We start from the raw sequence: 22,402 nt of genomic DNA on the forward strand, positions 1-22,402 counted from the left end.
TTACCCCCGGCTCTTGAACTGCTGAACGGCGTTCAGGCTCGTGTTCAGGTTCGGCACCGCGACCGTCAGCGATGCGCCGTCGACCTGCCGGAGCAGATCCTGGACGGTTTGCGTGTCCTTCGAGGCCTGGTCGAAATACTTGCCGAGCGACGCCTGCGCCGCATGCAGGTCGGCCTTCATCGCGGTGTCGTTGCGCGCGAGCAGCGACAGCCGCGCGGTGAGCAGGCGCAGCTTCACGTTCTCGCGCACGAAGTAGCCCTGGTCGGGCGACGCGAGCATCGCGTCCGCATTGTCGATCCGGCGCACCTGCACGAGGCCCTTCAGCTGCTCGCCGAGGCCCGCCGAGAAGTCATGCCACCACACCTTCCAGCGCGGGGTGTCGGCCGCCACCGACGAGGCGGCCTCGGCCGGCGCGGCCTTCGGCGCCGCGTGCGGGACGATCGCCTCGCCCGACAGCGGCAGCGCGTCGATTTTCGCGATCGCGTCGTCGAGCTTGATCGCGAGGCCCGTGAGGTCGGCCGACGGTGCGGCCTTCAGCTTCTCGATGTCCTGCGCGAGCGCCTTGCGCACCGTGACGGCCTGCGCGCTCTGCGACGTCGCGAGGCGCGCGTCGGCATTCTGCAGCGCGATCAGCGCGAGCTGCGTGTTGCCGGTGAGCTGCAGCTGCTGGCTCGCGCTCGACAGCATCTGGTCGACTTCTTCCAGCATCCACGCGTCGCGGTTGCGCGACAGGTCCTGGTACTGCTGCTGCAGCGCCTGCTGTGCGCTCTGCGCGTCGGCGAGCTTGCCGTCGAGCTGCGCGAGCTGCGTGTCGACCTGGTGCGTGCCCGCGAGCGCCTGCTCGGTCTTCATGCGGGTCTCGGCCGTTTGCGCGTCGAGCGCCTTCTGGCGCGCGACGAACGTCGCGTCGAGCCGGTCGACCTTGCGGTTCAGCGCGTAGGCGCCCACGCCCGCGGCGCAGCCGAGCACGACGACGACGAACCACAGCGCCGCGCTGCTGCCGCGGCGCGCAGGCGATTGCGCGAGATAAGGGGGACTGGACGGCGGCGCGGAGGCAGCGGCCGGCTGGGAAGCGACGCTTTTGGAATCGTTGGTATCTGTCATGCGTTTAGTCACCGGTGCGGCTGTCGCCGGTTGGACGGCCTCGTCGGCCATCGTTCGAAACGCGCGGACGATGCGCTCATCGCCCGCGCCGGTCAGCGTAATCCTATCAAAACCCAGTGCGCGGGCGGTCTGCTCGATGCGCGGGTGCGGCGTCACGAGCGGCGCATGCTTCAGCGCTTCGATCTCGGCGTCGTTCAGGTGCGTGCGCGCGAGTTCGTGCAGGTTGCGCACCCCTTCCGAGCTCGTGACGAGCCATGCGTGCGGCGCGCCGGCGAGCAGCGCATGCACGCGCTCCCACGCGCCGACGCGCGGCTCGGGCACGACGCGCCGGTACGCGGCGACCAGCGTGACGTCCGCGCCGGCTTCGCGCAGCCGCTCGGCGAGCCATTCGCGCCCGCCGTCGCCGCGCACGATCAGCACGCGCTTGCCGGCGAGTGCCTGCGCGCCGCCGAATGCGGCCTCGATGCTCGCGAACAGGTTTTCCGAATCGTAATGCGGGACACCGCCGTCGGCGGGCGCCTGCGGCGCGATCACGCGATGCGCGGGCGCGGCGATCCCGTGGCGCTCGAGCGCCGCGACGCTGCCCGGGCCGACGACGCCGACCGGCAGTGCATTCGGCCAGATCGCGCCGTACCGCACGAGCGCGCGGTCGATCGCGTTCGGCGACACGAAGATCACCAGCGCGTAATCGCCAAGCGCCGCGAACGCGGCGTCGAGCGGCGCCGGATCGTCCACCGGCGCGATGTCGATCAACGGGAATTCGAGCACGTCGCAGCCGGCCTCGGCCAGCTGGGCCGAGAGTCCGGCCGACTGGCCGTCCGGACGCGTCAGGACGGCGGTGAACGCGCGCGCGCCGCCCGCCATCAGGCGTCGCCCTTGCCGGCCTGCGACGCGGCCAGCAGTGCGTTGACGATGTCGAGCGCGCCCTGCGCCTCGAGCTCGTCGGACACCGCGCGGCCGAGCGCGAGCGCATCGGCGACGGTCATGACGGCGCCGCACTCCTCGGCGGTCAGCACGCGCTGGCCGTCGGTCGTCGACACGCGGCCCGTCAGGTACAGCTCGCCGGCGCGCCATACCGCGTGCGCGGCGAGCGGCACTTCGCAGCTGCCGCCGAGTGCGCGCGACACCATCCGCTCGGCCTCGACCGCGAGCGCGGTCTTCGGGTCGTGCAGCGGTGCGAGCCATGCGGCGACGTCGGTGCGGTGCGCGGCGATTTCGATGCCGAGCGCGCCCTGACCGGCGGCGGGCGGGCTGTCCTCGACGTCGATCAGTGTACGGATTCGCGCTTCGAGGCCGAGGCGCTTGAGGCCTGCGGCCGCGAGAATGATCGCCGCATAGTCGCCGCGATCGAGCTTCGCCAGGCGCGTGTCGAGGTTGCCGCGCAGCGGCAGCACGTCGAGGTGCGGATAGCGCGCGCGCAGCATCGCCTCGCGGCGCAGGCTCGACGTGCCGACGATGGCGCCGGCCGGCAGCGCGTCGAGCGACGCGTAGTCGTTCGACACGAACGCATCGCGCGGATCCTCGCGCTCCATGATCGCCGTGAGCGCGAAGCCGTCGGGCAACGCCATCGGCACGTCCTTCAGCGAATGCACGGCCAGGTCGGCGCGACCGTCGGCGAGCGCGTTCTCCAGCTCCTTCACGAACAGGCCCTTGCCGCCGACCTTCGACAGCGTACGATCGAGAATCTGGTCGCCGCGGGTCGTCATCCCGAGGATTTTCACGTCGCAAGCTGGATATAATTTGCGCAGCGCATCACGCACATGTTCGGCTTGCCACATCGCCAGGCGGCTCTCGCGCGAAGCAATCGTCAGCGTCGCAGGGGCTTGTGCCGAAATAGTCTCGGAATTCATTGCTGGAACATCGAAGGACGGGATGGAAGATCGAACAATGGTAGCACGCACGCTTCGGCCCGCCCGGGCCCGGAGCCCACGCCCGCCGCGCTTCGGCGCGGGCGGCGACACCGATGCGCGGATGTGCCGCACGTAGCTGGTTGCTTGACCGCAGTTCCCGTAGTTTCCGCAGTCCCCGCAGTCCCTTTTGACTCGAGCTTTCCCAAGGAAACCCATCGTGAAGTCTTCCGGATCGGCGCGTACGACGCGCCGCAATGCTGCCCTGCCCTCCTCCGACGCCCAGACGGGTACCATCGCCACCGCCGCGAACGGCCGTGCGAAAACGGCAACGAAACCGAAAGACCCGATACCTCGGACAAAACGCGCGATCAAGACCTCGGGCCCGGCTGCCCGCACGGCGAAGCCCGGCGTGCGCACGCGCGAGGACAAGGACGGCCCGCTGTTCGAGGACATCCGCTTCCTCGGCCGCCTGCTCGGCGACGTGGTGCGCGAGCAGGAAGGCGACACCGTGTTCGACGTCGTCGAAACGATCCGCCAGACCGCGGTGAAGTTCCGTCGCGAAGACGACAGCGAAGCCGCGCAGACTTTGGAAAAGAAGCTGCGCAAGCTGACGCCGGAGCAGACCGTGAGCGTCGTGCGCGCGTTCAGCTATTTCTCGCACCTCGCGAACATCGCGGAAGACCGCCACCATAACCGCCGCCGTCGCATCCACGCGCTGGCCGGCTCCGCGCCGCAGCCCGGCACCGTCGCGTACGCGCTCGAACAGCTGAAGACGACCGGCAACGCGTCGAAGCGCCTGCTGCAGCGCTTCTTCGACGATGCGCTGATCGTGCCGGTGCTGACCGCGCACCCGACCGAAGTGCAGCGCAAGAGCATCCTCGACGCGCAGCACGACATCGCGCGGCTGCTCGCCGAGCGCGACCAGCCGCTCACCGCGCGCGAACGCTCGTACAACGAATCGATGCTGCGCGCGCGCGTGACCGCGCTGTGGCAGACCCGCATGCTGCGCGACTCGCGCCTGACGGTCGGCGACGAGATCGAGAACGCGCTGTCGTACTACCGCGCGACGTTCCTCGACGAGCTGCCCGCGCTGTACGGCGACATCGAGGCCGCGCTCGCCGAGCACGGCCTGCCGGCGCGCGTGCCCGCGTTCTTCCAGATGGGCAGCTGGATCGGCGGCGATCGCGACGGCAACCCGAACGTCACGGGCCCCACGCTCGACGAGGCGATCAACCGCCAGGCCGCGGTGATCCTCGAACATTACCTGGAACAGGTGCACAAGCTCGGCGCGGAGCTGTCGGTGTCGAACCTGCTGGTCGGCGCGAACGACGCGGTGAAGGCGCTCGCGGCAGCCTCCCCCGACCAGTCACCGCACCGCGTCGACGAACCGTATCGCCGCGCGCTGATCGGCATCTACACGCGGCTCGCCGCCAGCGCGCGCGTGCGGCTCGGCGAAGGCACGGTGCCGGTGCGCAGCGCGGGCCGCGGCGCGCCGCCGGTGCGCGCGATTCCGTACGCGGATTCCGAAGCGTTCGTCGCCGACCTGAAGGTGCTGACCGCATCGCTCGAAGAACACCACGGCGCGTCGCTCGCCGCGCCGCGCCTGACTCCGCTGGTGCGCGCGGCCGAAGTGTTCGGCTTCCATCTCGCGAGCATCGACCTGCGCCAGAGCTCCGACATCCACGAAGCCGTGGTCGCCGAGCTGTTCGCGCGTGCCGGCGTCGAAGCCGACTACGCGGCGCTCGCCGAGGAAGACAAGCTGCGCGTGCTGCTGGCCGCGCTCGCCGATCCGCGCCCGCTGCGCTCGCCGTACCTCGAATACTCGGCGCTCGCGCAGAGCGAGCTCGGCGTGTTCGAGAAGGCCCGCGAGGTGCGCGCGCAGTTCGGCGCGCGCGCGGTGCGCAACTACATCATCTCGCATACGGAAACCGTCAGCGACCTCGTCGAGGTGCTGCTGCTGCAGAAGGAAACGGGGCTGCTCGAAGGCCCGCTCGGCAGCCATGCGAAGAATGGCCTGATGGTGATCCCGCTGTTCGAGACGATCCCCGACCTGCGCGATGCCGCGCGCATCATGCGCGAATACTTCGCGCTGCCGGGCATCGACGCGCTGATCGCGCACCAGGGCGCCGAGCAGGAGGTGATGCTCGGCTACTCGGACAGCAACAAGGACGGCGGCTTCCTGACGTCGAACTGGGAGCTGTATCGCGCCGAACTCGCGCTCGTCGACGTATTCCGCGAACGCAAGATCACGCTGCGGCTGTTCCATGGCCGCGGCGGCACGGTGGGCCGCGGGGGCGGCCCGACCTACCAGGCGATCCTGTCGCAGCCGCCGGGTACCGTGAACGGCCAGATCCGCCTGACCGAGCAGGGCGAGGTGATCGCGAGCAAGTTCGCGAACCCCGAAATCGGCCGGCGCAACCTCGAGACGGTGGTCGCCGCGACGCTCGAGGCGTCGTTGCTGCCGCAGTCGAACGCGCCCGCGCAACTGCCCGCGTTCGAAGCCGCGATGCAGACGCTGTCGGACGCCGCGATGGCATCGTATCGCGCGCTCGTCTATGAAACGGCCGGCTTCACCGACTACTTCTTCTCGTCGACGCCGATCACCGAGATCGCGGAGCTGAACATCGGCAGCCGCCCGGCCTCGCGCAAGCTGCAGGATCCGAAGAACCGCAAGATCGAGGATCTCCGCGCGATTCCGTGGGGCTTCTCGTGGGGTCAGTGCCGGCTGCTGCTGACGGGCTGGTACGGCTTCGGCAGCGCGGTGAGCGCGTATCTCGACGGCGCGCCGGACGCGGCCGAACGCACGAAGCGCCTGACGCTGCTCAAGAAGATGAACAAGACCTGGCCGTTCTTCGCGAACCTGCTGTCGAACATGGACATGGTGCTCGCGAAGACCGATCTCGCGGTCGCGTCGCGCTATGCGCAGCTGGTCGCCGACCGCAAGCTGCGCAAGCACGTGTTCGAGCGGATCGTCGCGGAATGGGAGCGCACGTCGCAGGCGCTCGCGGAAATCACCGGGCACGAAGGCCGCCTCGCGACCAACCCGCTGCTCGCGCGTTCGATCAAGAACCGCTTCCCGTATCTCGATCCGCTGAACCACCTGCAGGTCGAGCTGATCAAGCGTCACCGCGCGGGCGACACGAACGCGCGGCTGCGCCGCGGGATTCACCTGACCATCAACGGGATCGCGGCCGGCCTGCGCAACACGGGCTGATCCGCGCGCGGCGCGGGCTCGCCCCGCGCCGCGCCGGCATCGCGATACGAAAGCCGCGATACGCGCGTCATGCGTATCGCGGCTTTTTTTATCCGACGGCGCGACGGCACGGCGGTACGACGGTACGACGGTACGATTGAGACGGCCGCCGTGCCGCCGATTCATCGCGCGTCGATCAGCAACGCGTCGTGCTCGAACGATCCGTCCGGCTGCACCGCGTAGTAGCCGCGCACCTCGTCGGGCGCATGCGCCCACAGCGCGCGGATGCCCGCGACGCTGTCGGCCGGCGTGCGGATCCGCTCGACCCACGTCTCGAAATCGATCGGCAGGCGCCAGCGGCTCTGCACGTGTGCATCGAAACCGGCGCCGCGGAACATCGCGAGCCATTCGTCGGCACGGTAGTCGCGCACGTGGGACGCGTCGCGCAGCACTTCCGCGGCCTGCAGATACGTGTCGAGCAGCGGATGGTCATTGCCCGCGATGTCGATCATCAGCACGCGGCCGCCGGGCTTGAGCACGCGGCGCACCTCGGCGAGCGCCGCGCGCACGTCGTGCCAATGATGTGCACTCATCCGGCTGACCACCCAGTCGAAGGTGCCCGCGTCGAACGGCAGCCGCTCGGCCGGGCCCTGCTGCGTGCGGATGTTCGCGAGCCCGCGCTCGCGCGCGGCGGCGTCGACGGTCGCGAGCATCGGCGCGGCGAGATCGTAGGCGACCACGTCGCGCACGTGCGGCGCGACCGCGAAGCTCGCGTGGCCCGCGCCGCAGCCGAGATCGAGCACCGCGCCGTCGGGCGTCGCGCGCACGGCGTCCGCCAGTGCCTGCAGATCGGCGCCCGTCGCGTGGACCGTGCTCGTCAGGTAGGCGGCGGCCGTCGTGCCGAATGCGTCGGCGACCTGGTCGTGGTGTTTCATCGTTCGCTCCTTCGTTGGGTGGGGCGCCCGCTGCCTGTCAGCGCGCGAATCGCTACAATAGGGCCGCGCTTGTACCAGTACAAGTTAAGCGGTTATTCTGGTATTTGTTACACCTGCCTGATTTCCGGCCCGATCTTCGCCGCGCATCCCGCGCCCTTTTTCGTCGTTTCAGCCGTTTCCGCATGAACCAGCCGTCCTCCGCCCCCACCCCGCCGCTCGACGCCACGCCCGCCCGCGCGCTCGGCGAATTCATCCGCGCGCACCGCGAACGGCTGTCGCCGCAGGCCGTCGGCCTGCCGCCCGGCCCGCGCCGCCGCACGCCGGGGCTGCGGCGCGAGGAAGTCGCGCAGCTATGCGGCGTCAGCCCCACCTGGTACACGTGGATCGAGCAGGGCCGGCCGGTGTCGGCGTCGGCCGACGCGCTCGCGCGGATCGCCGTCGCACTGCAGTTGTCGAAGGCCGAACGCGCGTACCTGTTCGAGCTGGCCGCGCAGCGCGATCCGGCCGAGCCCGACGTCGCGGCCGGCGACCTGCCGCCGACGCTCGCGGCGACCGTCGCCGCGATCGCCACGCCCGCCTACGTGCTCGACCGGCAATGGAACGCCCTCGCGTGGAACGCGCCGGCCGCCGCGCTGTTCACGGGCTGGCTCGACGGCGAGCACGACCGCAACCTGTTGCGCTTCACGTTCATGGCGCCGGCCGCGCGCACGCTGATCGTCGACTGGGAAACCCGCGCGCGCCGGCTCGCGGCCGAATTCCGCGCCGACTCGATCCGCCACCTCGCCGACGCGCCGACCCGCGCGCTGATCGACGCGCTGATGGCCGGCAGTGACGCGTTCGCGCAGTACTGGGCGTCGCAGGACGTGTTCGAGCGCGAAGGCGGCCTGCGCGAGTTCGACCATCCGGCCGACGGCCGGCTCGTGTACCAGCAGATCACGCTGAAGCCCGCACACCGCGAAGACCTGAAGCTCGTCGTGCTGGTGCGCGATTGACGCGACTCAAAAGCTGATCGTCGCGGTAATGGTGTCGCTGTAGTTGCCGGGCGCCGGCGTCGCCTGCGCGGGGACGCGGCCATACACGGTGATCGCCTGCGCGAACCCGCTGCCGGTGCCGGTCGCCATCGACGTGCCGCCGGTGCCGTCGCCCCACGGCTGCGTGTGGCCGCTGTCCTGATAGAGCTGATAGCTGACCGAGCCGCCGCCCGTGCGCTGCATCGTGCGTGCGACGACACTGCCGCTGACCCCGCCGTTCAATGCAATCTGGAATGCATCGCCGTTCGTGCAGCGCGCACTGATCGAGCCGCTCGCGCTCAGCGCCGACGTCAGCACGCCCGCCGCCGGAAACGCCACGCCGGTCGCGCTGATGATGCAGTTGTTGATGACGGTGGCGGTGGCGGCAAAGCTCATCGTGCCGGCCGTCGACTGCGACACGCACGGCGTTGGCTGCACGCCGAGCAGCGAAAAACTGAAGCTGTAGGCGGCCTGGTTGCCGGCGAAACTTTGCGTATAGACGGTGCTGGCATTGTTCACGGTCGGCACGGTCGGCTGGTTCGACGCGATGCGGCCATAGACGGTCACGTTGGTACTCGCGGTCGTGCCGAGCACAGGTTTCGTCAACGATACGGAGATCGGCGTCGTGCCGGCACTGACGGCGCCCCAGGGCTGCGAATAGCCGGCGTCCTGATACAGGTCGTACTGCATCTGGTTCGTCCCGTTGGTCAGGTAGCGCGGGCTCGTGCCGTCGAGGTTCACGCAAACGAGCACGCCGGTGTTCACGCTCAGTGCATCCCACGTGCAACTGACCGTCATCGTGCTGTTCGTCGTATAAGCCTGCAGCGTGATCGGACTGACCGAGCCGAAGCTCGGCGCCGGCGGCGTCACCGAACACGTGTCCGCCCGGGCCGGCATCCACGGCATGCCAAGCAGCGCGGCCAGCAGCACGCACGCTAGCGCGCGGATCCAGCGTCGCGCCGTGTCGAATTCGTCATCCGCCATGCGTTCCCTCCGAACATGCTCGTCCGCTCGACCGGGCTTGCGGCCCGTTCGGCGCCCCATCGTATCCGGCTGCGCATCAATCGTTCGCACTGTTTTGATCCATGTCAAATCGGCCGCTGCCAATCGGTTCGCAACCCAAAACAATGCGTTCCGGTCAGCGTTTTCTCGATTGCGCGCGCCTGAATCCGTGGAGTAGTCTTCCAACAACGACAGAGCGGTTACGGCGACCGGCAACAGACCACGCGGCAGGCACTCCGCGTCCGGGCGACCCCTTGAACGGCAGGAGACCATCATAATGAACGATTCCCGACGTCGTGTTCTCTCGGCCCTGCTCGCGGCCAGCGTCGCATTCGCGCCCGCGCTGCAGCCCGTCGCCATTGCGGCAGTCTATTCGAACGGCACCGCTACCGCCCAATTCACCGTCACGCTCACGATCCAGGCCAACTGCACGATCGCCGCGAACCCCCTCGCGTTCGGCACGGCCGGCGTGCTCGCGTCGGCAGTCAACCAGCAGACCACGGTCTCCGTCACCTGCACGAACTCGACACCGTACAACGTCGGACTCGACGGCGGCACGGTAAGCGGCTCGACGGTCGCCAGCCGGCTGATGGGCGGCACGACGACCGGCAATACCAGCACGACGGTCGGCTATCAGCTCTACCAGGACTCGGGCCATACGACGATCTGGGGCAACACGCAGGGCACCGACACGGTCGGCGGCACCGGCACCGGTTCCGCGCAAGTGCTGAACGTGTACGGCCAGGTGCCCGCGCAAGCGACGCCGACGCCCGACACCTACCAGGCCTCCGTCACCGCCACCGTGTACTTCTGACGCGCCATGGCATGGTTCCCGCGCGCATTGGCCGCGCTGTGCGTCGCGTCCGCGTGCGCGGCCGCACCCGCCGCCACGCTGCAGATCACGCCCGTGACGATCGAGCTGGCGCCGTCGGCGGCCGCCGCGAGCATGACGCTCAGCAATCCTGGCGGACAGCCGATCTACGGCCAGGTCCGCACCTATCGCTGGACGCAGCAAAACGGCGACGACGTGATGACGCCGACCGACATGCTCGCCGCGTCGCCGCCGCTGCTGCAGATCGGCGCGAACGCCGAGCAGCTGATCCGGCTCGTGCGCACGGGCCGCGGCGCGCCGCCCGCCGAAGAAAGCTATCGCGTGCTGATCGATGAACTGCCCGCGCCCGGCACGCCGGTCGCGAACGGCGTCACGATCCGGCTGCGCTATTCCGTGCCCGTATTCGTCGAGCCCGATGGCGCACCGGTGTCGCCAAAACTTGACTGGCGCGTCGAGCGTGACGGCGCGGGCACACGGCTTGCGGTCGACAACCGCGGTGGACGGCGCGCGCAGATTTCCGCGGTTCGGCTCATCGACGCGCGCGGCGCCGTGCATGACGTCACGCGCGGCCTGCTCGGCTATGCGCTCGCGGGCAGCACGCGGCGCTGGCCGCTCAAGCTGGATGCGGGCCCGGCGACGTTCGTCAGGATCCAGGCGACCGTCAACGCGCAGCCGGTCGAAGCGCGGCTGACACCGCCCTGATCGGCTCGGAAGGATCGCACGACGTTGCCCGTTCCGACGACGCGCACGGCCCTCCAGGCTGCCGGCCCCGCACGATACGCGCGGCCCGCCGCAGCGGCGCTTGCACTGGCGCTTGCACTGGCGCTGGCACTGCGTGCAGGCACCGCCTGCGCGCAAACGGCGCCGGTGCAGGTGACAGCTGCGCCCGTGCTGGTGCCGGTGCCCGTACCCGTGCCTGCGCCCATGCCTGCGCCCGTGCCCGTGCCCGCGCCGGCGCCCTCGCCCGCATCCGACGCACTGTTTCTCGACGTATCGGTCAATGGCGAACCCACGCACCGGATCGCACGCTTCCAGCAAATCGGCGGACGCCTGTACGCGGCCTCCGCCGACCTGAACGACCTGGGTATCGCGACGAACGACCGGACGAACAACCGCACGCCGGAGCCGTCGAACGCGCTCGTCGCGCTCGACACGCTCGCCGGGCTGCGCTACGACTACGACGCGGGCCGGCAGACGCTCGACCTGCGCGTGCCCGATGCGCTGCGCATCCCGCACACGTTCGATACGCGCGCACTCGCGGCCGCGCCGCCCGCCTCGTCCGGCCGCGGCTTCGTACTGAACTACGACGCCTACGCGCAGACCATCGCCCATGCGCCGCTCGCGGTCTGGAGCGAGGCGCGCTATTTCGATCCGTACGGCGTATTCAGCAGCACCGGCGTCGCGTATCTGTACGACGACCGCCGGCGCTACGTGCGCTACGACACGTCGTGGAGTCATTCGAACCCCGGCACGCTCACGACGACCCAGATCGGCGACACGATTTCGTCGTCGTTGTCGTGGACCCGCTCGCTGCGCATCGGCGGCGTGCAGTGGCGCAGCAACTTCGGCCTGCGCCCCGATCTGGTCACGTTTCCGGTGCCCGCGCTGTCCGGCAGCGCGGTCGTGCCGACCTCGGTCGACCTGTACGTGAACAACGTGCGCCAGTTCAGCGGCAATGTGCCGAGCGGGCCGTTCGTGATCAACAGCGTGCCCGGCATCACCGGCGCGGGTAACGCCACGGTCATCACACGCGACGCGCTCGGCCGCTCGATCGCGACGTCCATTCCGCTGTACGTCGACACGCGCCTGCTCGCCCCCGGCCTCGCCAGCTATTCGGCGGAAGCCGGGTTCCTGCGCCGCGCCTATGGCATCGATTCGTTCGACTACGCGCGCACGCCGGCCGCGAGCGGCTCGCTGCGCTACGGCGTCAGCGAGCGGCTGACCGTCGAGGCGCACGCGGAAGCAACGGCCGGCGTCTACAACGCGGGCGCCGGCGCGCTCGCACGTCTGGGCGAACGCGGCGTGGCGAACGCGTCGCTGGCGCTCAGCGCGCCGGGCCGCACGGGCGTGCAGGCCGGCATCGGCTACCAGTACGTGACGCCGCGCTTCTCCATCGATGCGCAGACGCTGCGCGCCTTCGGCGACTACAGCGACCTCGGCAGCCGCGAAGGCGTGCCGGTGTCGCGCGCCACCGACCGCGTCACAGTCTCATTCCCGTTCCTGCGCAGGCAGACGCTGTCGTTCAGCTATCTCGGCCTCAAGTATCCGGGCGTCGCCGCGTCGCGCATCGGCTCGGTCGCCTACCTGGTCAATCTCGGCGGGCTGACCTCGGTCACGTTCAGCGGCTTCCAGGACTTCCGGCAGCGCGACACGCGCGGCTTCTTCGTGAGCCTGAGCATCGGGCTCGGCGGCAACACGTCCGTGTCGGTGAACGCCGGGCGGCAGAACGGCGACTCGACCTACACGCTGAGCGCGACACGGCCGCCCGACTATGGCGGCGGCGTCGGCTGGAACGTGCAGGCGGGCGCCAACGCAGGCATGCGCTACGCGCAGGGGCAGCTGCAGTATCTCGGCCGCGCGGGCGAGGTCACGCTGCTCGCGCAGTCGTTCGACGGGCACCGCAACGCGTCGGTCGACGTCACGGGCGCGATCGTGCTGATGAACGGCCAGCTGATGACGGCACGCCGCGTCGACGACGGCTTCGCGCTCGTCTCGACCGACACCGGGCGCGTGCCCGTACTGCACCAGAACCGGATGATCGGCGAGACGAACCGGGCCGGCTACCTGCTCGTGCCCGACCTGAATGCGTACCAGAGCAATCGCGTCGCGATCGACGGCACCGCGCTGCCCGCCGACGCCCGGATCGCCGACACGACGCTCGATGTCGTGCCGCAGGCGCGCTCCGGCGCGCTCGCGCACTTCGCCGTGACACGCTACAGCGCCGCGTCGATCGCGCTGCGCGCGCCGGACGGCACGCCGCTGCCGCCCGGGCTCGAGGTTCGCCACGTCGAAAGCGGTCAGCGCACGATCGTCGGCTACGACGGCCTGACCTTCGTCGACGGCCTCGTCGCGAACAACCATCTGGAAATCACCGGCGGCGGCCGCGATTGCGCCGTCGCGTTCGCGTACCGGCGCCCGGACGACGGCACGCTGCCGCGGATCGGCCCGCTGACCTGCGGCCCGCGGTGATCCACGCCCGTTCGCGGCCGGCGCGCGCCGGCCGTCAGCCCCGCGAATGTTAGAATTGCGGGATTCCCTCGGCGGCGCACGCCGCCCAACTCCCCTTCGAAGAATCGCCATGACGTCCCAACTGCACAAAAAGGGCGAGGCCTGGTCGGCCCGCTTCTCGGAACCGATGTCGGAGCTGGTCAAGCGCTACACGTCGTCGGTGTTTTTCGACAAGCGCCTCGCGCTCGTCGACATCGCCGGCTCGCTCGCGCACGCGAGCATGCTCGCGGCGCAGAAGATCATCAGCGCCGACGACCTCGCCGCGATCGAACGCGGGATGACGCAGATCAAGGGCGAGATCGAGCGCGGCGAATTCGAATGGCAGCTGGATCTCGAGGACGTCCACCTGAACATCGAGGCGCGCCTGACCGCGCTGATCGGCGATGCGGGCAAGCGCCTGCACACGGGGCGCTCGCGCAACGACCAGGTCGCGACCGACATCCGTCTGTGGCTGCGCGGTGAGATCGACCGCATCGGCGGCCTGCTGAACGACCTGCGCGGCGCGCTGATCGACCTCGCGGAGAAGAACGCCGACACGATCATGCCGGGCTTCACGCACCTGCAGGTCGCGCAGCCGGTCACGTTCGGCCATCACCTGCTCGCGTACGTCGAGATGTTCACGCGCGACGCGGAACGCATGCGCGACTGCCGCACCCGCGTGAACCGCCTGCCGCTCGGCGCGGCCGCGCTCGCGGGCACCAGCTACCCGATCGACCGTCACGCCGTCGCGAAGACGCTCGGCTTCGACGGCATCTGCGCGAACTCGCTCGACGCGGTGTCGGATCGCGACTTCGCGATCGAATTCACGGCGGCATCCGCGCTCGTGATGACCCACGTGTCGCGTTTCTCCGAGGAACTCGTGCTGTGGATGAGCCCGCGCGTCGGCTTCATCGACATCGCCGATCGCTTCTGCACCGGCAGCTCGATCATGCCGCAGAAGAAGAACCCGGACGTGCCCGAGCTCGCGCGCGGCAAGACGGGCCGCGTGAACGGCCACCTGATGGCGCTCCTCACGCTGATGAAGGGCCAGCCGCTCGCGTACAACAAGGACAACCAGGAAGACAAGGAACCGCTGTTCGACACGGTCGACACCGTCGCCGACACGCTGCGGATCTTCGCCGAGATGGTCGCGGGCATCACCGTGAAGCCGGACGCGATGCGCGCGGCCGCGCTGCAGGGCTTCTCGACCGCCACCGACCTCGCCGACTACCTCGTGAAGCGCGGGCTGCCGTTCCGCGACGCGCACGAAGCCGTCGCACACGCGGTGCGGATCTGCGACGACCGCGGGATCGACCTCGCCGACCTGACGCTCGACGAAATGAAGCAGGAACTGCCGAACGTCGCGCACCTGATCGGCGACGACGTGTTCGGCTATCTGACGCTCGAGGGTTCGGTCGCAAGCCGCAACCACGCGGGCGGCACCGCGCCCGACCAGGTGCGTGCGGCGGTCAAGGCTGCCCGCGCCGCGCTCGGCACGTAAGCCCGGCGTCCGTCCTTCATTCGGGCGGCCGCCGCGCCGCCCATTGCCTGCCCCGCTTCCCGGATACCGCCGATGACCTTCTCCGCCGCGCTCTTCGACATGGACGGCCTGCTCGTCGATTCCGAGCGGACCATCATGAACACGTGGATCGACGTGTCGACCGCGCACGGCGTCACGTTGACCGAGATCGACTACCTGCAGATCGTCGGGCGCTCGTTCGCCGAAGGCCAGGTGATTCTCGCGCGGCTGATCGGCGACACCAACACGTTCGACGCCGTGCGCCTGCTCGTGCGCGAACAGCTCGCCGCGCCTGAACCGCATCCGAAGTTTCCGCTGAAAGCAGGCGCGCTTGCGCTGCTCGAGGCGCTTGCGCAGGCCGGCATCCCGTGCGCGGTCGCGTCATCGTCCGCGCGCGACGTGATCCGTGCACGGCTCGACGCGGTCGGCGTGCTGCCGTTCTTCCACGCGATCGCGGGCGGCGACGAAGTCGCGCGCGGCAAGCCCGATCCGGCCGTGTACCGGCTCGCGGCCGAGCGCCTCGGCGTGCCGGCGCACGCGTGCGTCGCGTTCGAGGACAGCGACTTCGGCGCGCTGTCGGCCGCTGGCGCCGGCGCATCGGTCGTCACCGTGCCGGACCTGAAAGCTCCGACGCCCGAGATCGTCGCGCTGAGCCTGCACGTGCTCACGTCGCTCGACGATGCGCTCGCGCTCGTGCCGTCGTGGTTCGGCGGCCTCGACACGCAGCAATCCGCGTAAGCGCCGCACGCGGCACGCCATATGCAAACGGGCACCCTCGGGTGCCCGTTTTGCGTTGCCGCGCCGGCTGACCGGCGTCGCGGCGCCCCTAATTGTTGCCGGCCGTCTCCGACAGCCGCTTCATCGTCGCGATGCGCGCGCCGATCAGGTCGACGCGCCCGTCCTCGCCGACGAGCGGCGCCGTCGCATCGCGGAACGCGACCCATGCGCGTTGCGCGCGCACGAGCGTCGCGGCCGAATGCGCGGGCATCTTGCGACGCAGCTTCTGGTAATAGCGGTTCAAATCGAACAGCGCGTGCTCGCACGCGGCATCCTGCACGCACGGCCGCACGCGGCCGATCGCCGGATCGCGCGGCACGTTCGCAGGCTTCGCGCCGACTGACGCGGCGGCGCCCGGCGCCGCGCTCACACCGCCCTGCGCACCGCTCGTGGCGGCCACCGGCACGGCGGCAGGCGGCGGCGCATAGCGGTCGGCCGCCGCGCGCAGCGCGAGCGCGCGATCGCGCACCGGCTGCAGCTGCATGTCGGCGCTCGACATCGCGTATGCCGTGCCGCGCGTCGTGTCGTACACGGCCTTCAGCAGCTGAATTTCATCCTTGCGCCACGTGACCCAGTGGCGCTGGCTGTCCTGCCAGCCGCGCTTCACGTCGTCCGGCGCATCGTCCGACAGGCGCTGGTACGCGCGGTCCATCACCGTCTGCCACTGCTGCTGCGCCTCGCCCATGCACTGGATCTGGCCGGCCGTCGACGACCGGTCGCGCCGCGCGAGACACTGCCGCATCGCGACGTCGATCGGGTCGGCCGCCGCCACTTCCGCCTGCGCGACATTCAACCCCGCCGGCCCTGCCGACCACGCGGCCCAGACGGCGAGCGCGGCCAGCGCCGCGCGCATCGTCCGGATTCGTCCCTGCGCCGCCATCAGTCGCGCACGCAGTCGACGAAGTACTCGACGCGACCGTTCACTTCTTCCGCGACGAGGCCGTGGATGTCGGTATGGAAGCCCGGGAAGCGTTCGTTGAAGTCGCGCGCGAACCGCAGGTAGTTCACGATCGTCTTGTTGAAGCGCTCGCCCGGGATCAGCAGCGGAATGCCCGGCGGGTACGGCGTCAGCAGGATGCTCGTCACGCGGCCTTCGAGCTCGTCGAGCGGCACGCGGTCGATCTTGCGGTGCGCGAGCTTCGCGAACGCGTCCGACGGCTTCAGCGCCGGCTCCATGTCCGACAGGTACATCTCCGTCGTCAGGCGCGCGATGTCGTTCGCACGGTACACGTCGTGGATCTGCGTGCACAGGTCGCGCAGGCCGACGCGCTCGTAGCGCGGATGCTGCGCGACGAATTCCGGCAGCACGCGCCACAGCGGCTGGTTGTTGTCGTAGTCGTCCTTGAACTGCTGCAGCTCGGTCACCATCGAGTTCCAGCGGCCCTTCGTGATGCCGATCGTGAACATGATGAAGAACGAGTACAGGCCGGTCTTCTCGACGATGATCCCGTGCTCGGCCAGGTACTTCGTGACGATCGCGGCTGGAATGCCCGTCTCGCCGAACTCGCCGTCGACGTCGAGCCCCGGCGTGATGATCGTCGCCTTGATCGGGTCGAGCATGTTGAAGCCTTCCGCCAGCGGGCCGAAGCCGTGCCAGTGGTCGTTCGGCTTCAGCATCCAGTCCTCGCGCGAACCGATGCCTTCTTCCGACAGGTCGTCCGGGCCCCACACGCTGAAGAACCAGTCGTCGCCGTATTCGGCATCGACCTTGCGCATCGCGCGGCGGAAGTCGATCGCCTCGGCGATCGATTCCTCGACGAGCGCGGTGCCACCCGGCGGCTCCATCATCGCGGCCGCGACGTCGCACGACGCGATGATCGCGTACTGCGGGCTCGTCGACGTGTGCATCAGGTACGCCTCGTTGAAGCGGTGCTTGTCGAACGTGCGGTTCTCGGAATCCTGCACGACGATCTGCGACGCCTGCGAGATGCCCGCGAGCAGCTTGTGCGTCGAGTGCGTCGCGAACACGAGCGCGCCCGTGCGCGGACGGCCGTCGCCGATCGCGTGCATGTCGCGGTAGAAGTCGTGGAAGGTCGCATGCGGCAGCCACGCTTCGTCGAAGTGCAGCGTGTCGAGCAGGTCGCCGAGCAGGTCCTTGATCATCTCGACGTTGTAGACGACGCCGTCGTACGTGCTCTGCGTGATCGTCAGGATGCGCGGCTTCAGGTCCGGGTTCTCGCGCAGCGCTTCGCGTGCGAACGGGTTCGCCTCGATCTTCTTGCGGATGTTCTCCGGCTTGAATTCGTCGCGCGGGATCGGCCCGATGATGCCGAAGTGGTTGCGCGTCGGCGTGAGGAACACCGGAATCGCACCCGTCATCGTGATCGCGTGCAGGATCGACTTGTGGCAGTTGCGGTCGACCAGCACGATGTCGCCGGGCGCGACCGTCGCGTGCCAGACGATCTTGTTCGACGTCGACGTGCCGTTGGTCACGAAGAACAGGTGGTCCGCGCTGAAGATGCGCGCCGCGTTGCGCTCGGACGCCGCGACCGGGCCCGTGTGGTCGAGCAGCTGGCCGAGTTCGTCAACTGCATTGCAGACGTCCGCGCGCAGCATGTTCTCGCCGAAGAACTGGTGGAACATCTGGCCGAGCGGGTTCTTCAGGAACGCGACGCCGCCCGAGTGGCCCGGGCAGTGCCACGAGTACGAGCCTTCGTCCGCGTACTTGACCAGCTCCTTGAAGAACGGCGGCGCGAGCGAGTCGAGATAGACCTTCGCCTCGCGGATGATGTGGCGCGCGACGAACTCCGGCGTGTCCTCGAACATGTGGATGAAGCCGTGCAGTTCGCGCAGGATGTCGTTCGGCAGATGGCGCGACGTGCGCGTCTCGCCGTACAGGAAGATCGGGATGTCCGCGTTGCGGCGGCGCACTTCGGTCACGAACGCGCGCAGCTCGATGATCGCGGTCGCCAGCTCGGGCAGCTCGCCGTCCGAGCCCGTTTCGCCGAGCATGAGTTCGTCGTCGTCGATCGACAGGATGAAGCACGACGCGCGGCTCGACTGCTGCGCGAACGACGTCAGATCGCCATAGCTCGTGAGGCCGAGGACTTCGACGCCCTCCTTCTCGATCGCTTCGGCCAACGCCCGGATGCCGGAGCCCGAGATGTTCTCGGAGCGGAAATCTTCGTCGATGATGACGACGGGAAAACGAAACTTCATGGGCGATTCTCCAAAAAGAACGACCGCGGCGCGTCACGCGCAGCGGTCACCCGGAAACCGGTGAGACGATATGCAACCAGATCAGGTTTTCGGCAGCGTGACACCACGCTGACCCTGATACTTGCCGCCGCGATCGGCGTACGACACGTCGCACACTTCGTCGCTTTCGAAGAACAGCACCTGCGCGACGCCTTCGTTCGCGTAGATCTTCGCCGGCAGCGGCGTGGTATTCGAGAATTCCAGCGTGACGTAGCCTTCCCACTCGGGTTCGAACGGCGTCACGTTGACGATGATCCCGCAGCGCGCGTACGTCGACTTGCCGAGGCAGACCGTCAGCACGGTGCGCGGGATGCGGAAATATTCGACGGTGCGGGCCAGCGCGAACGAGTTCGGCGGGATGATGCACACGTCGCCCTTGAAATCGACAAACGAGCCCTCGTCGAAGTTCTTCGGATCGACGATCGTCGAATTGATGTTGGTGAAGATCTTGAATTCGTCCGCGCAGCGGATGTCGTAGCCGTAGCTCGACGTGCCGTAGCTGACGATCCGGCGACCATCCTCGGACGCGCGAACCTGATCGGGCACGAACGGCTCGATCATCTTGTGTTCTTCGGCCATGCGCCGAATCCACTTGTCGGACTTGATGCTCATGCGAGCCTCCGCCGGGCTGTCCCAAAGAGGCTGACCGCCCCGTCGGAGGGCAGCGAACAAAGTGAGCGTTGGGGTCGTTTCATATCGGGGCGCCTGGAAACGCTGCGTGACAGTCGGTGACGGCCGTACCCGCGAGGCGGCGGCCGGGAAAGGCGCACATTTTACGCGATCATCGGCTCGCGCACGCGGCGGCCGTCAACGGATCACGCCGCACGCGAGCGCAGCGCCCGCGCCATGCTGCGAAAAGATCGGATCGCTCGGGTCGCGGTGCACCAGCGCCGCGCGGTTCATCGCGGAGCGCACGCCATCGAGGGCCAGATCGGGCGCGACGATGAAACCGGCCGCGACGCCGTTCGCATCCGCATGGATATTGCCGAGATCGCCGGCGACCCGCGCGCCCGCGCGCAGGCGCTCGGCAGCCGGCGCGAACACCGGGCCGGCGCTCGAGCCGTCGCCCGCGTTGCAGTCGCCGCGCTCGTGCACCTGCAGCGCGTGATCGCTGTTCGGCGGCAGGCCGACCAGGTTGTACGTGACCTGGACGCCGTCCGGGCGTGCGACGAACGTCACCGCGCCGCGTGCCTGCGAGCCGACCGTCGGCTGCAACTGCGCGTCGGCGCGCTTTTCGTGCGACGAGGAAAAGGAGGTACAGCCGGCCAGCAGGCCCAGCGCGGCGGCGGCCAGCAGCGCGCGCCGCGCGCGGCCGGCGCGCACGCCGTGATGTCGTTGGTTCATTCGATCCTCATGCCGGCTGGCGGCTGTTGATGCGGCCGCCGTGCCGGGTGGGTAAAGGGACCCGGGAAAAGTCGCCATGATACCGCGCCTCGCGGCGCCGTAAACAGCGTGAGCCCCCGCCCCGCAAGGGTTTTACGTATTTTGAACAACGATCGACGGGAACTTCGACGTCATGTCGCGCGCGCGCTCGGCGATCGCCAGCGCGACGCCGCGGGCGATGTCGCGGTAGCGCCGCGCCAGCGCGCCGTCGGGCTCGGCCGCGACCGTCGGCGTGCCGCTGTCGGCGCGCTCGCGGATCGCGATGTCGAGCGGCAGGCTGCCGAGCACGTTCACGCCGTACTCCTGCGCCATCCGCTCGGCGCCGCCCGCGCCGAAGATGTGCTCCTCGTGGCCGCAGTTCGAGCAGATGTGGATGCTCATGTTCTCGACGATGCCGAGGATCGGAATCCCGACCTTCTCGAACATCTTGAGGCCCTTCTTCGCGTCGAGCAGCGCGATGTCCTGCGGCGTCGTCACGATCACGGCGCCCGTCACCGGCACGCGCTGCGCGAGCGTGAGCTGGATGTCGCCGGTGCCCGGCGGCATGTCGACGATCAGGTAGTCGAGCTCGCGCCAGTTGGTCTGGCGCAACAGTTGCTCGAGCGCCGACGTCGCCATCGGGCCGCGCCACACCATCGGATTGTCTTCCTCGATCAGAAAGCCGATCGAGTTCGCCTGCAGCCCGTGGCCGATGAGCGGGTTCATCGACTGGTTGTCCGGCGACTCGGGGCGCTGGCCGTGAATACCGAGCATCGTCGGCAGCGACGGACCGTAGATGTCGGCGTCGAGAACGCCGACCGATGCGCCTTCCGCGGCGAGCGCGAGCGCGAGGTTGACGGCCGTCGTGCTCTTGCCGACGCCGCCCTTGCCCGACGCGACCGCGACGATGTTCTTCACGTTCGGCAGCAGCTTCACGCCGCGCTGCACCGTGTGCGCGACGATCTCCTGCGACACGGCGACACGCGCGTCGCGCACGCCCGGCACGGCCTTCAGCGCAGCGGCGATGCGCGCGCGCACGTCGTCGTGCTGGCTGCGCGCGGGATAACCGAGCACCACGTCGACCGCCACGGCGTCGCCGTCGATCGCGACGTTGCGCACGCCCTTGTGTGCCGCGTACGGACGGTCGGTATTGGGGTCGACGACCGCCGCCAGCGCGGCGTCGACTTGTGCCCGGTCAATGCTCATCGAAACTCCATGAAAACGTTTTTCTCCCGCGCAAACGTCAAAAAATATCAAATTACGCTGCGAAAATCGGGAAAAGTGAAAGAATCTGTTGCACGCCATTGCGCGAACGCGCGCGGCGGCGCAATCTTCGCGTGCGGCATGCTATGGGGCCAAATCGGCCGCCAACCGCCTATATTGTAGAGGCTGACGCATCACCCTGTCCGGAACAGCCACGCTGGCGAACAGGGCATGCAGCCGCCTCGGCGGCTGCCGCGAGCCCGGGCCCGCCCGCCTTTGTCGGGCGCCCGTGGTGGGAGCCGTCACTGTTGTTTGTCGTCGTTGTCGACTCGTTCAACCAAGAAAGAGAGGAATCCAAGATGAACATGAAAATCGCGACCCGCTTGTCCGTCTTCGCATTGGCCGGCGCATTGCTGGCAGGCTGCGCCACGCAGCAAGGCAATAACGCGGCCGTCGGCACCGGCACCGGTGCGGCGCTGGGCGCGGGCATCGGCGCGCTGGCCGGTGGCGGCAAGGGCGCGGCGATCGGCGCGGGCGTCGGCGCACTGGTCGGCGGCGTGACCGGCTACAACTGGCAGGCGATCAAGAACAAGCTCGCACCGTCGGCAGCGCAGACCGGCACGCAAGTGACCGAGCAGCCGGACGGCTCGCTGAAGCTGAACGTGCCGAGCTCGGTGACGTTCGCGACGAACCAGTACGCGATCACGCCGGCCTTCACGCCGCTGCTGAACGACCTGGCGACGACGCTGAACCAGAACCCGCAGCTGACGGGATCGGTTATCGGCTACACGGACAGCACGGGTTCGGCACAGCTGAACCAGACGCTGTCGCAGAACCGTGCGCAGAGCGTCGTGAACGCGCTGGCGCAGCGCGGCGTCGCGGGCGGCCGTCTGTCGGCACAGGGCATGGGCCCGTCGAACCCGATCGCGGACAACGCGACCGAAGCCGGCCGTGCGCAAAACCGCCGCGTCGAGATCTACCTGCGCGCGCCGCAGCAGCATCAGTAAGCATCGCCACGAGAGGGAACGGGGCCGTGCGCCACGCGCACAGCCCCGCCGCACAAGGCTTCCAGCAGGGTCCGTAACAAATCGAAAAAAATTTCGAACTTCCGTCGTGGCCTGCGGTCTGTCTTTACGGTACGCGGCTGGCGCTGCCGGCCCGTCACCATTCTCCTCTTGTCGTTGTTGCTCCGGGGCCGTATCCGCCCCGG

The 22,402-nt window shown here is 69.0% G+C and carries 18 protein-coding genes; 9 read left to right on the plus strand and 9 right to left on the minus strand.

Annotated features, from left to right (window positions below):
* Both hemDX and hemC read right to left on the minus strand, forming a co-directional pair.
* Nucleotides 1-1,968 (minus strand): fused uroporphyrinogen-III synthase HemD/membrane protein HemX, encoded by a 1,968-nt coding sequence (gene hemDX / locus FFI87_RS12560; RefSeq protein WP_138847336.1) that lies wholly within the window; start codon nt 1,966-1,968, stop codon nt 1-3.
* On the minus strand, nt 1,968-2,954 hold the full coding sequence (gene hemC / locus FFI87_RS12565; protein WP_138847335.1) for a hydroxymethylbilane synthase: 987 nt from the start codon (nt 2,952-2,954) through the stop codon (nt 1,968-1,970). Before hemC ends, hemDX begins: the two co-directional genes overlap by 1 nt.
* Before the next feature lie 217 nt (nt 2,955-3,171).
* On the opposite strand from hemC, the gene ppc reads away from it, so the two are divergent.
* Entirely contained in the window at nt 3,172-6,168 is a 2,997-nt protein-coding gene (gene ppc / locus FFI87_RS12570) for a phosphoenolpyruvate carboxylase (protein ID WP_138847334.1), read from the plus strand.
* A 161-nt stretch (nt 6,169-6,329) separates the two neighbouring features.
* Here ppc and FFI87_RS12575 read toward each other — a convergent pair whose 3' ends face one another.
* Entirely contained in the window at nt 6,330-7,082 is a 753-nt protein-coding gene (locus tag FFI87_RS12575) for a class I SAM-dependent methyltransferase (RefSeq protein ID WP_138847333.1), read from the minus strand.
* A 182-nt stretch (nt 7,083-7,264) separates the two neighbouring features.
* Here FFI87_RS12575 and FFI87_RS12585 point away from each other — a divergent pair, with 182 nt between their 5' ends.
* Nucleotides 7,265-8,074: a helix-turn-helix transcriptional regulator gene (locus tag FFI87_RS12585; protein WP_011657642.1), complete on the plus strand. Its 810-nt coding sequence runs from the start codon at nt 7,265-7,267 to the stop codon at nt 8,072-8,074.
* 6 nt (nt 8,075-8,080) lie between these two features.
* Here FFI87_RS12585 and FFI87_RS12590 read toward each other — a convergent pair whose 3' ends face one another.
* Complete coding sequence (locus FFI87_RS12590) at nt 8,081-9,076, minus strand: spore coat protein U domain-containing protein (RefSeq protein ID WP_138847332.1); 996 nt, start codon at nt 9,074-9,076, stop codon at nt 8,081-8,083.
* Between the two features lie 295 nt (nt 9,077-9,371).
* Here FFI87_RS12590 and FFI87_RS12595 point away from each other — a divergent pair, with 295 nt between their 5' ends.
* The 5 genes from FFI87_RS12595 to FFI87_RS12615 all read left to right on the plus strand — a co-directional run bounded on the left by FFI87_RS12595 (nt 9,372) and on the right by FFI87_RS12615 (nt 15,390).
* Complete coding sequence (locus FFI87_RS12595) at nt 9,372-9,908, plus strand: spore coat U domain-containing protein (RefSeq protein ID WP_138847331.1); 537 nt, start codon at nt 9,372-9,374, stop codon at nt 9,906-9,908.
* 6 nt (nt 9,909-9,914) lie between these two features.
* Nucleotides 9,915-10,628: a molecular chaperone gene (locus FFI87_RS12600; protein WP_138847330.1), complete on the plus strand. Its 714-nt coding sequence runs from the start codon at nt 9,915-9,917 to the stop codon at nt 10,626-10,628.
* A gap of 24 nt (nt 10,629-10,652) precedes the next feature.
* A complete protein-coding gene (locus tag FFI87_RS12605) occupies nt 10,653-13,115 on the plus strand; it encodes a fimbria/pilus outer membrane usher protein (RefSeq protein WP_138847329.1) in 2,463 nt (820 codons plus the stop codon).
* A 109-nt stretch (nt 13,116-13,224) separates the two neighbouring features.
* Nucleotides 13,225-14,634 (plus strand): argininosuccinate lyase, encoded by a 1,410-nt coding sequence (argH, locus tag FFI87_RS12610; RefSeq protein ID WP_012364451.1) that lies wholly within the window; start codon nt 13,225-13,227, stop codon nt 14,632-14,634.
* 72 nt (nt 14,635-14,706) lie between these two features.
* Complete coding sequence (locus FFI87_RS12615; RefSeq protein WP_012364452.1) at nt 14,707-15,390, plus strand: HAD family hydrolase; 684 nt, start codon at nt 14,707-14,709, stop codon at nt 15,388-15,390.
* An 88-nt stretch (nt 15,391-15,478) separates the two neighbouring features.
* Here FFI87_RS12615 and FFI87_RS12620 read toward each other — a convergent pair whose 3' ends face one another.
* From FFI87_RS12620 to apbC, 5 genes are all read right to left on the minus strand, one after another.
* The gene (locus FFI87_RS12620) at nt 15,479-16,309 is read right to left on the minus strand and encodes a lysozyme inhibitor LprI family protein (protein ID WP_138847328.1); all 831 of its coding nucleotides are present in this window, start codon (nt 16,307-16,309) and stop codon (nt 15,479-15,481) included.
* A complete protein-coding gene (locus FFI87_RS12625) occupies nt 16,309-18,588 on the minus strand; it encodes an arginine/lysine/ornithine decarboxylase (protein WP_138847327.1) in 2,280 nt (759 codons plus the stop codon). The genes FFI87_RS12620 and FFI87_RS12625 overlap by 1 nt, the downstream gene beginning before the upstream one ends.
* An 81-nt stretch (nt 18,589-18,669) precedes the next feature.
* Nucleotides 18,670-19,239: a dCTP deaminase gene (dcd, locus tag FFI87_RS12630; RefSeq protein ID WP_006398615.1), complete on the minus strand. Its 570-nt coding sequence runs from the start codon at nt 19,237-19,239 to the stop codon at nt 18,670-18,672.
* Between the two features lie 195 nt (nt 19,240-19,434).
* A complete protein-coding gene (sodC, locus tag FFI87_RS12635; protein ID WP_138847326.1) occupies nt 19,435-19,971 on the minus strand; it encodes a superoxide dismutase [Cu-Zn] in 537 nt (178 codons plus the stop codon).
* Nucleotides 19,972-20,103: 132 nt separating this feature from the next.
* Nucleotides 20,104-21,195: an iron-sulfur cluster carrier protein ApbC gene (gene apbC, locus FFI87_RS12640; RefSeq protein ID WP_138847325.1), complete on the minus strand. Its 1,092-nt coding sequence runs from the start codon at nt 21,193-21,195 to the stop codon at nt 20,104-20,106.
* Between the two features lie 9 nt (nt 21,196-21,204).
* Here apbC and FFI87_RS34455 point away from each other — a divergent pair, with 9 nt between their 5' ends.
* Nucleotides 21,205-21,375: a hypothetical protein gene (locus FFI87_RS34455; RefSeq protein WP_175710843.1), complete on the plus strand. Its 171-nt coding sequence runs from the start codon at nt 21,205-21,207 to the stop codon at nt 21,373-21,375.
* A 176-nt stretch (nt 21,376-21,551) separates the two neighbouring features.
* Nucleotides 21,552-22,199, plus strand: a complete 648-nt coding sequence (locus FFI87_RS12645) for an OmpA family protein (protein ID WP_012364456.1) — start codon at nt 21,552-21,554, stop codon at nt 22,197-22,199.
* Nucleotides 22,200-22,402 lie beyond the last annotated feature (203 nt).

It is taken from the genome of Burkholderia sp. KBS0801 (genome assembly GCF_005937855.2).
Taxonomy (GTDB): domain Bacteria; phylum Pseudomonadota; class Gammaproteobacteria; order Burkholderiales; family Burkholderiaceae; genus Burkholderia; species Burkholderia ambifaria.

Excerpts from the sequence above, each read along its gene's own strand:
- FFI87_RS12625 (WP_138847327.1), bottom strand. The coding sequence starts at position 18,588 with ATGAAGTTTCGTTTTCCCGTCGTCATCATCGACGAAGATTTCCGCTCC.
- FFI87_RS12575 (WP_138847333.1), bottom strand. The coding sequence starts at position 7,082 with ATGAAACACCACGACCAGGTCGCCGACGCATTCGGCACGACGGCCGCC.
- FFI87_RS12620 (WP_138847328.1), bottom strand. The coding sequence starts at position 16,309 with ATGGCGGCGCAGGGACGAATCCGGACGATGCGCGCGGCGCTGGCCGCG.
- FFI87_RS12595 (WP_138847331.1), top strand. The coding sequence starts at position 9,372 with ATGAACGATTCCCGACGTCGTGTTCTCTCGGCCCTGCTCGCGGCCAGC.
- FFI87_RS12590 (WP_138847332.1), bottom strand. The coding sequence starts at position 9,076 with ATGGCGGATGACGAATTCGACACGGCGCGACGCTGGATCCGCGCGCTA.
- apbC (WP_138847325.1), bottom strand. The coding sequence starts at position 21,195 with ATGAGCATTGACCGGGCACAAGTCGACGCCGCGCTGGCGGCGGTCGTC.
- FFI87_RS12600 (WP_138847330.1), top strand. The coding sequence starts at position 9,915 with ATGGCATGGTTCCCGCGCGCATTGGCCGCGCTGTGCGTCGCGTCCGCG.
- sodC (WP_138847326.1), bottom strand. The coding sequence starts at position 19,971 with ATGAACCAACGACATCACGGCGTGCGCGCCGGCCGCGCGCGGCGCGCG.
- hemDX (WP_138847336.1), bottom strand. The coding sequence starts at position 1,968 with ATGGCGGGCGGCGCGCGCGCGTTCACCGCCGTCCTGACGCGTCCGGAC.
- argH (WP_012364451.1), top strand. The coding sequence starts at position 13,225 with ATGACGTCCCAACTGCACAAAAAGGGCGAGGCCTGGTCGGCCCGCTTC.
- FFI87_RS34455 (WP_175710843.1), top strand. The coding sequence starts at position 21,205 with ATGAAAACGTTTTTCTCCCGCGCAAACGTCAAAAAATATCAAATTACG.
- FFI87_RS12615 (WP_012364452.1), top strand. The coding sequence starts at position 14,707 with ATGACCTTCTCCGCCGCGCTCTTCGACATGGACGGCCTGCTCGTCGAT.
- FFI87_RS12585 (WP_011657642.1), top strand. The coding sequence starts at position 7,265 with ATGAACCAGCCGTCCTCCGCCCCCACCCCGCCGCTCGACGCCACGCCC.
- FFI87_RS12645 (WP_012364456.1), top strand. The coding sequence starts at position 21,552 with ATGAACATGAAAATCGCGACCCGCTTGTCCGTCTTCGCATTGGCCGGC.
- dcd (WP_006398615.1), bottom strand. The coding sequence starts at position 19,239 with ATGAGCATCAAGTCCGACAAGTGGATTCGGCGCATGGCCGAAGAACAC.
- hemC (WP_138847335.1), bottom strand. The coding sequence starts at position 2,954 with ATGAATTCCGAGACTATTTCGGCACAAGCCCCTGCGACGCTGACGATT.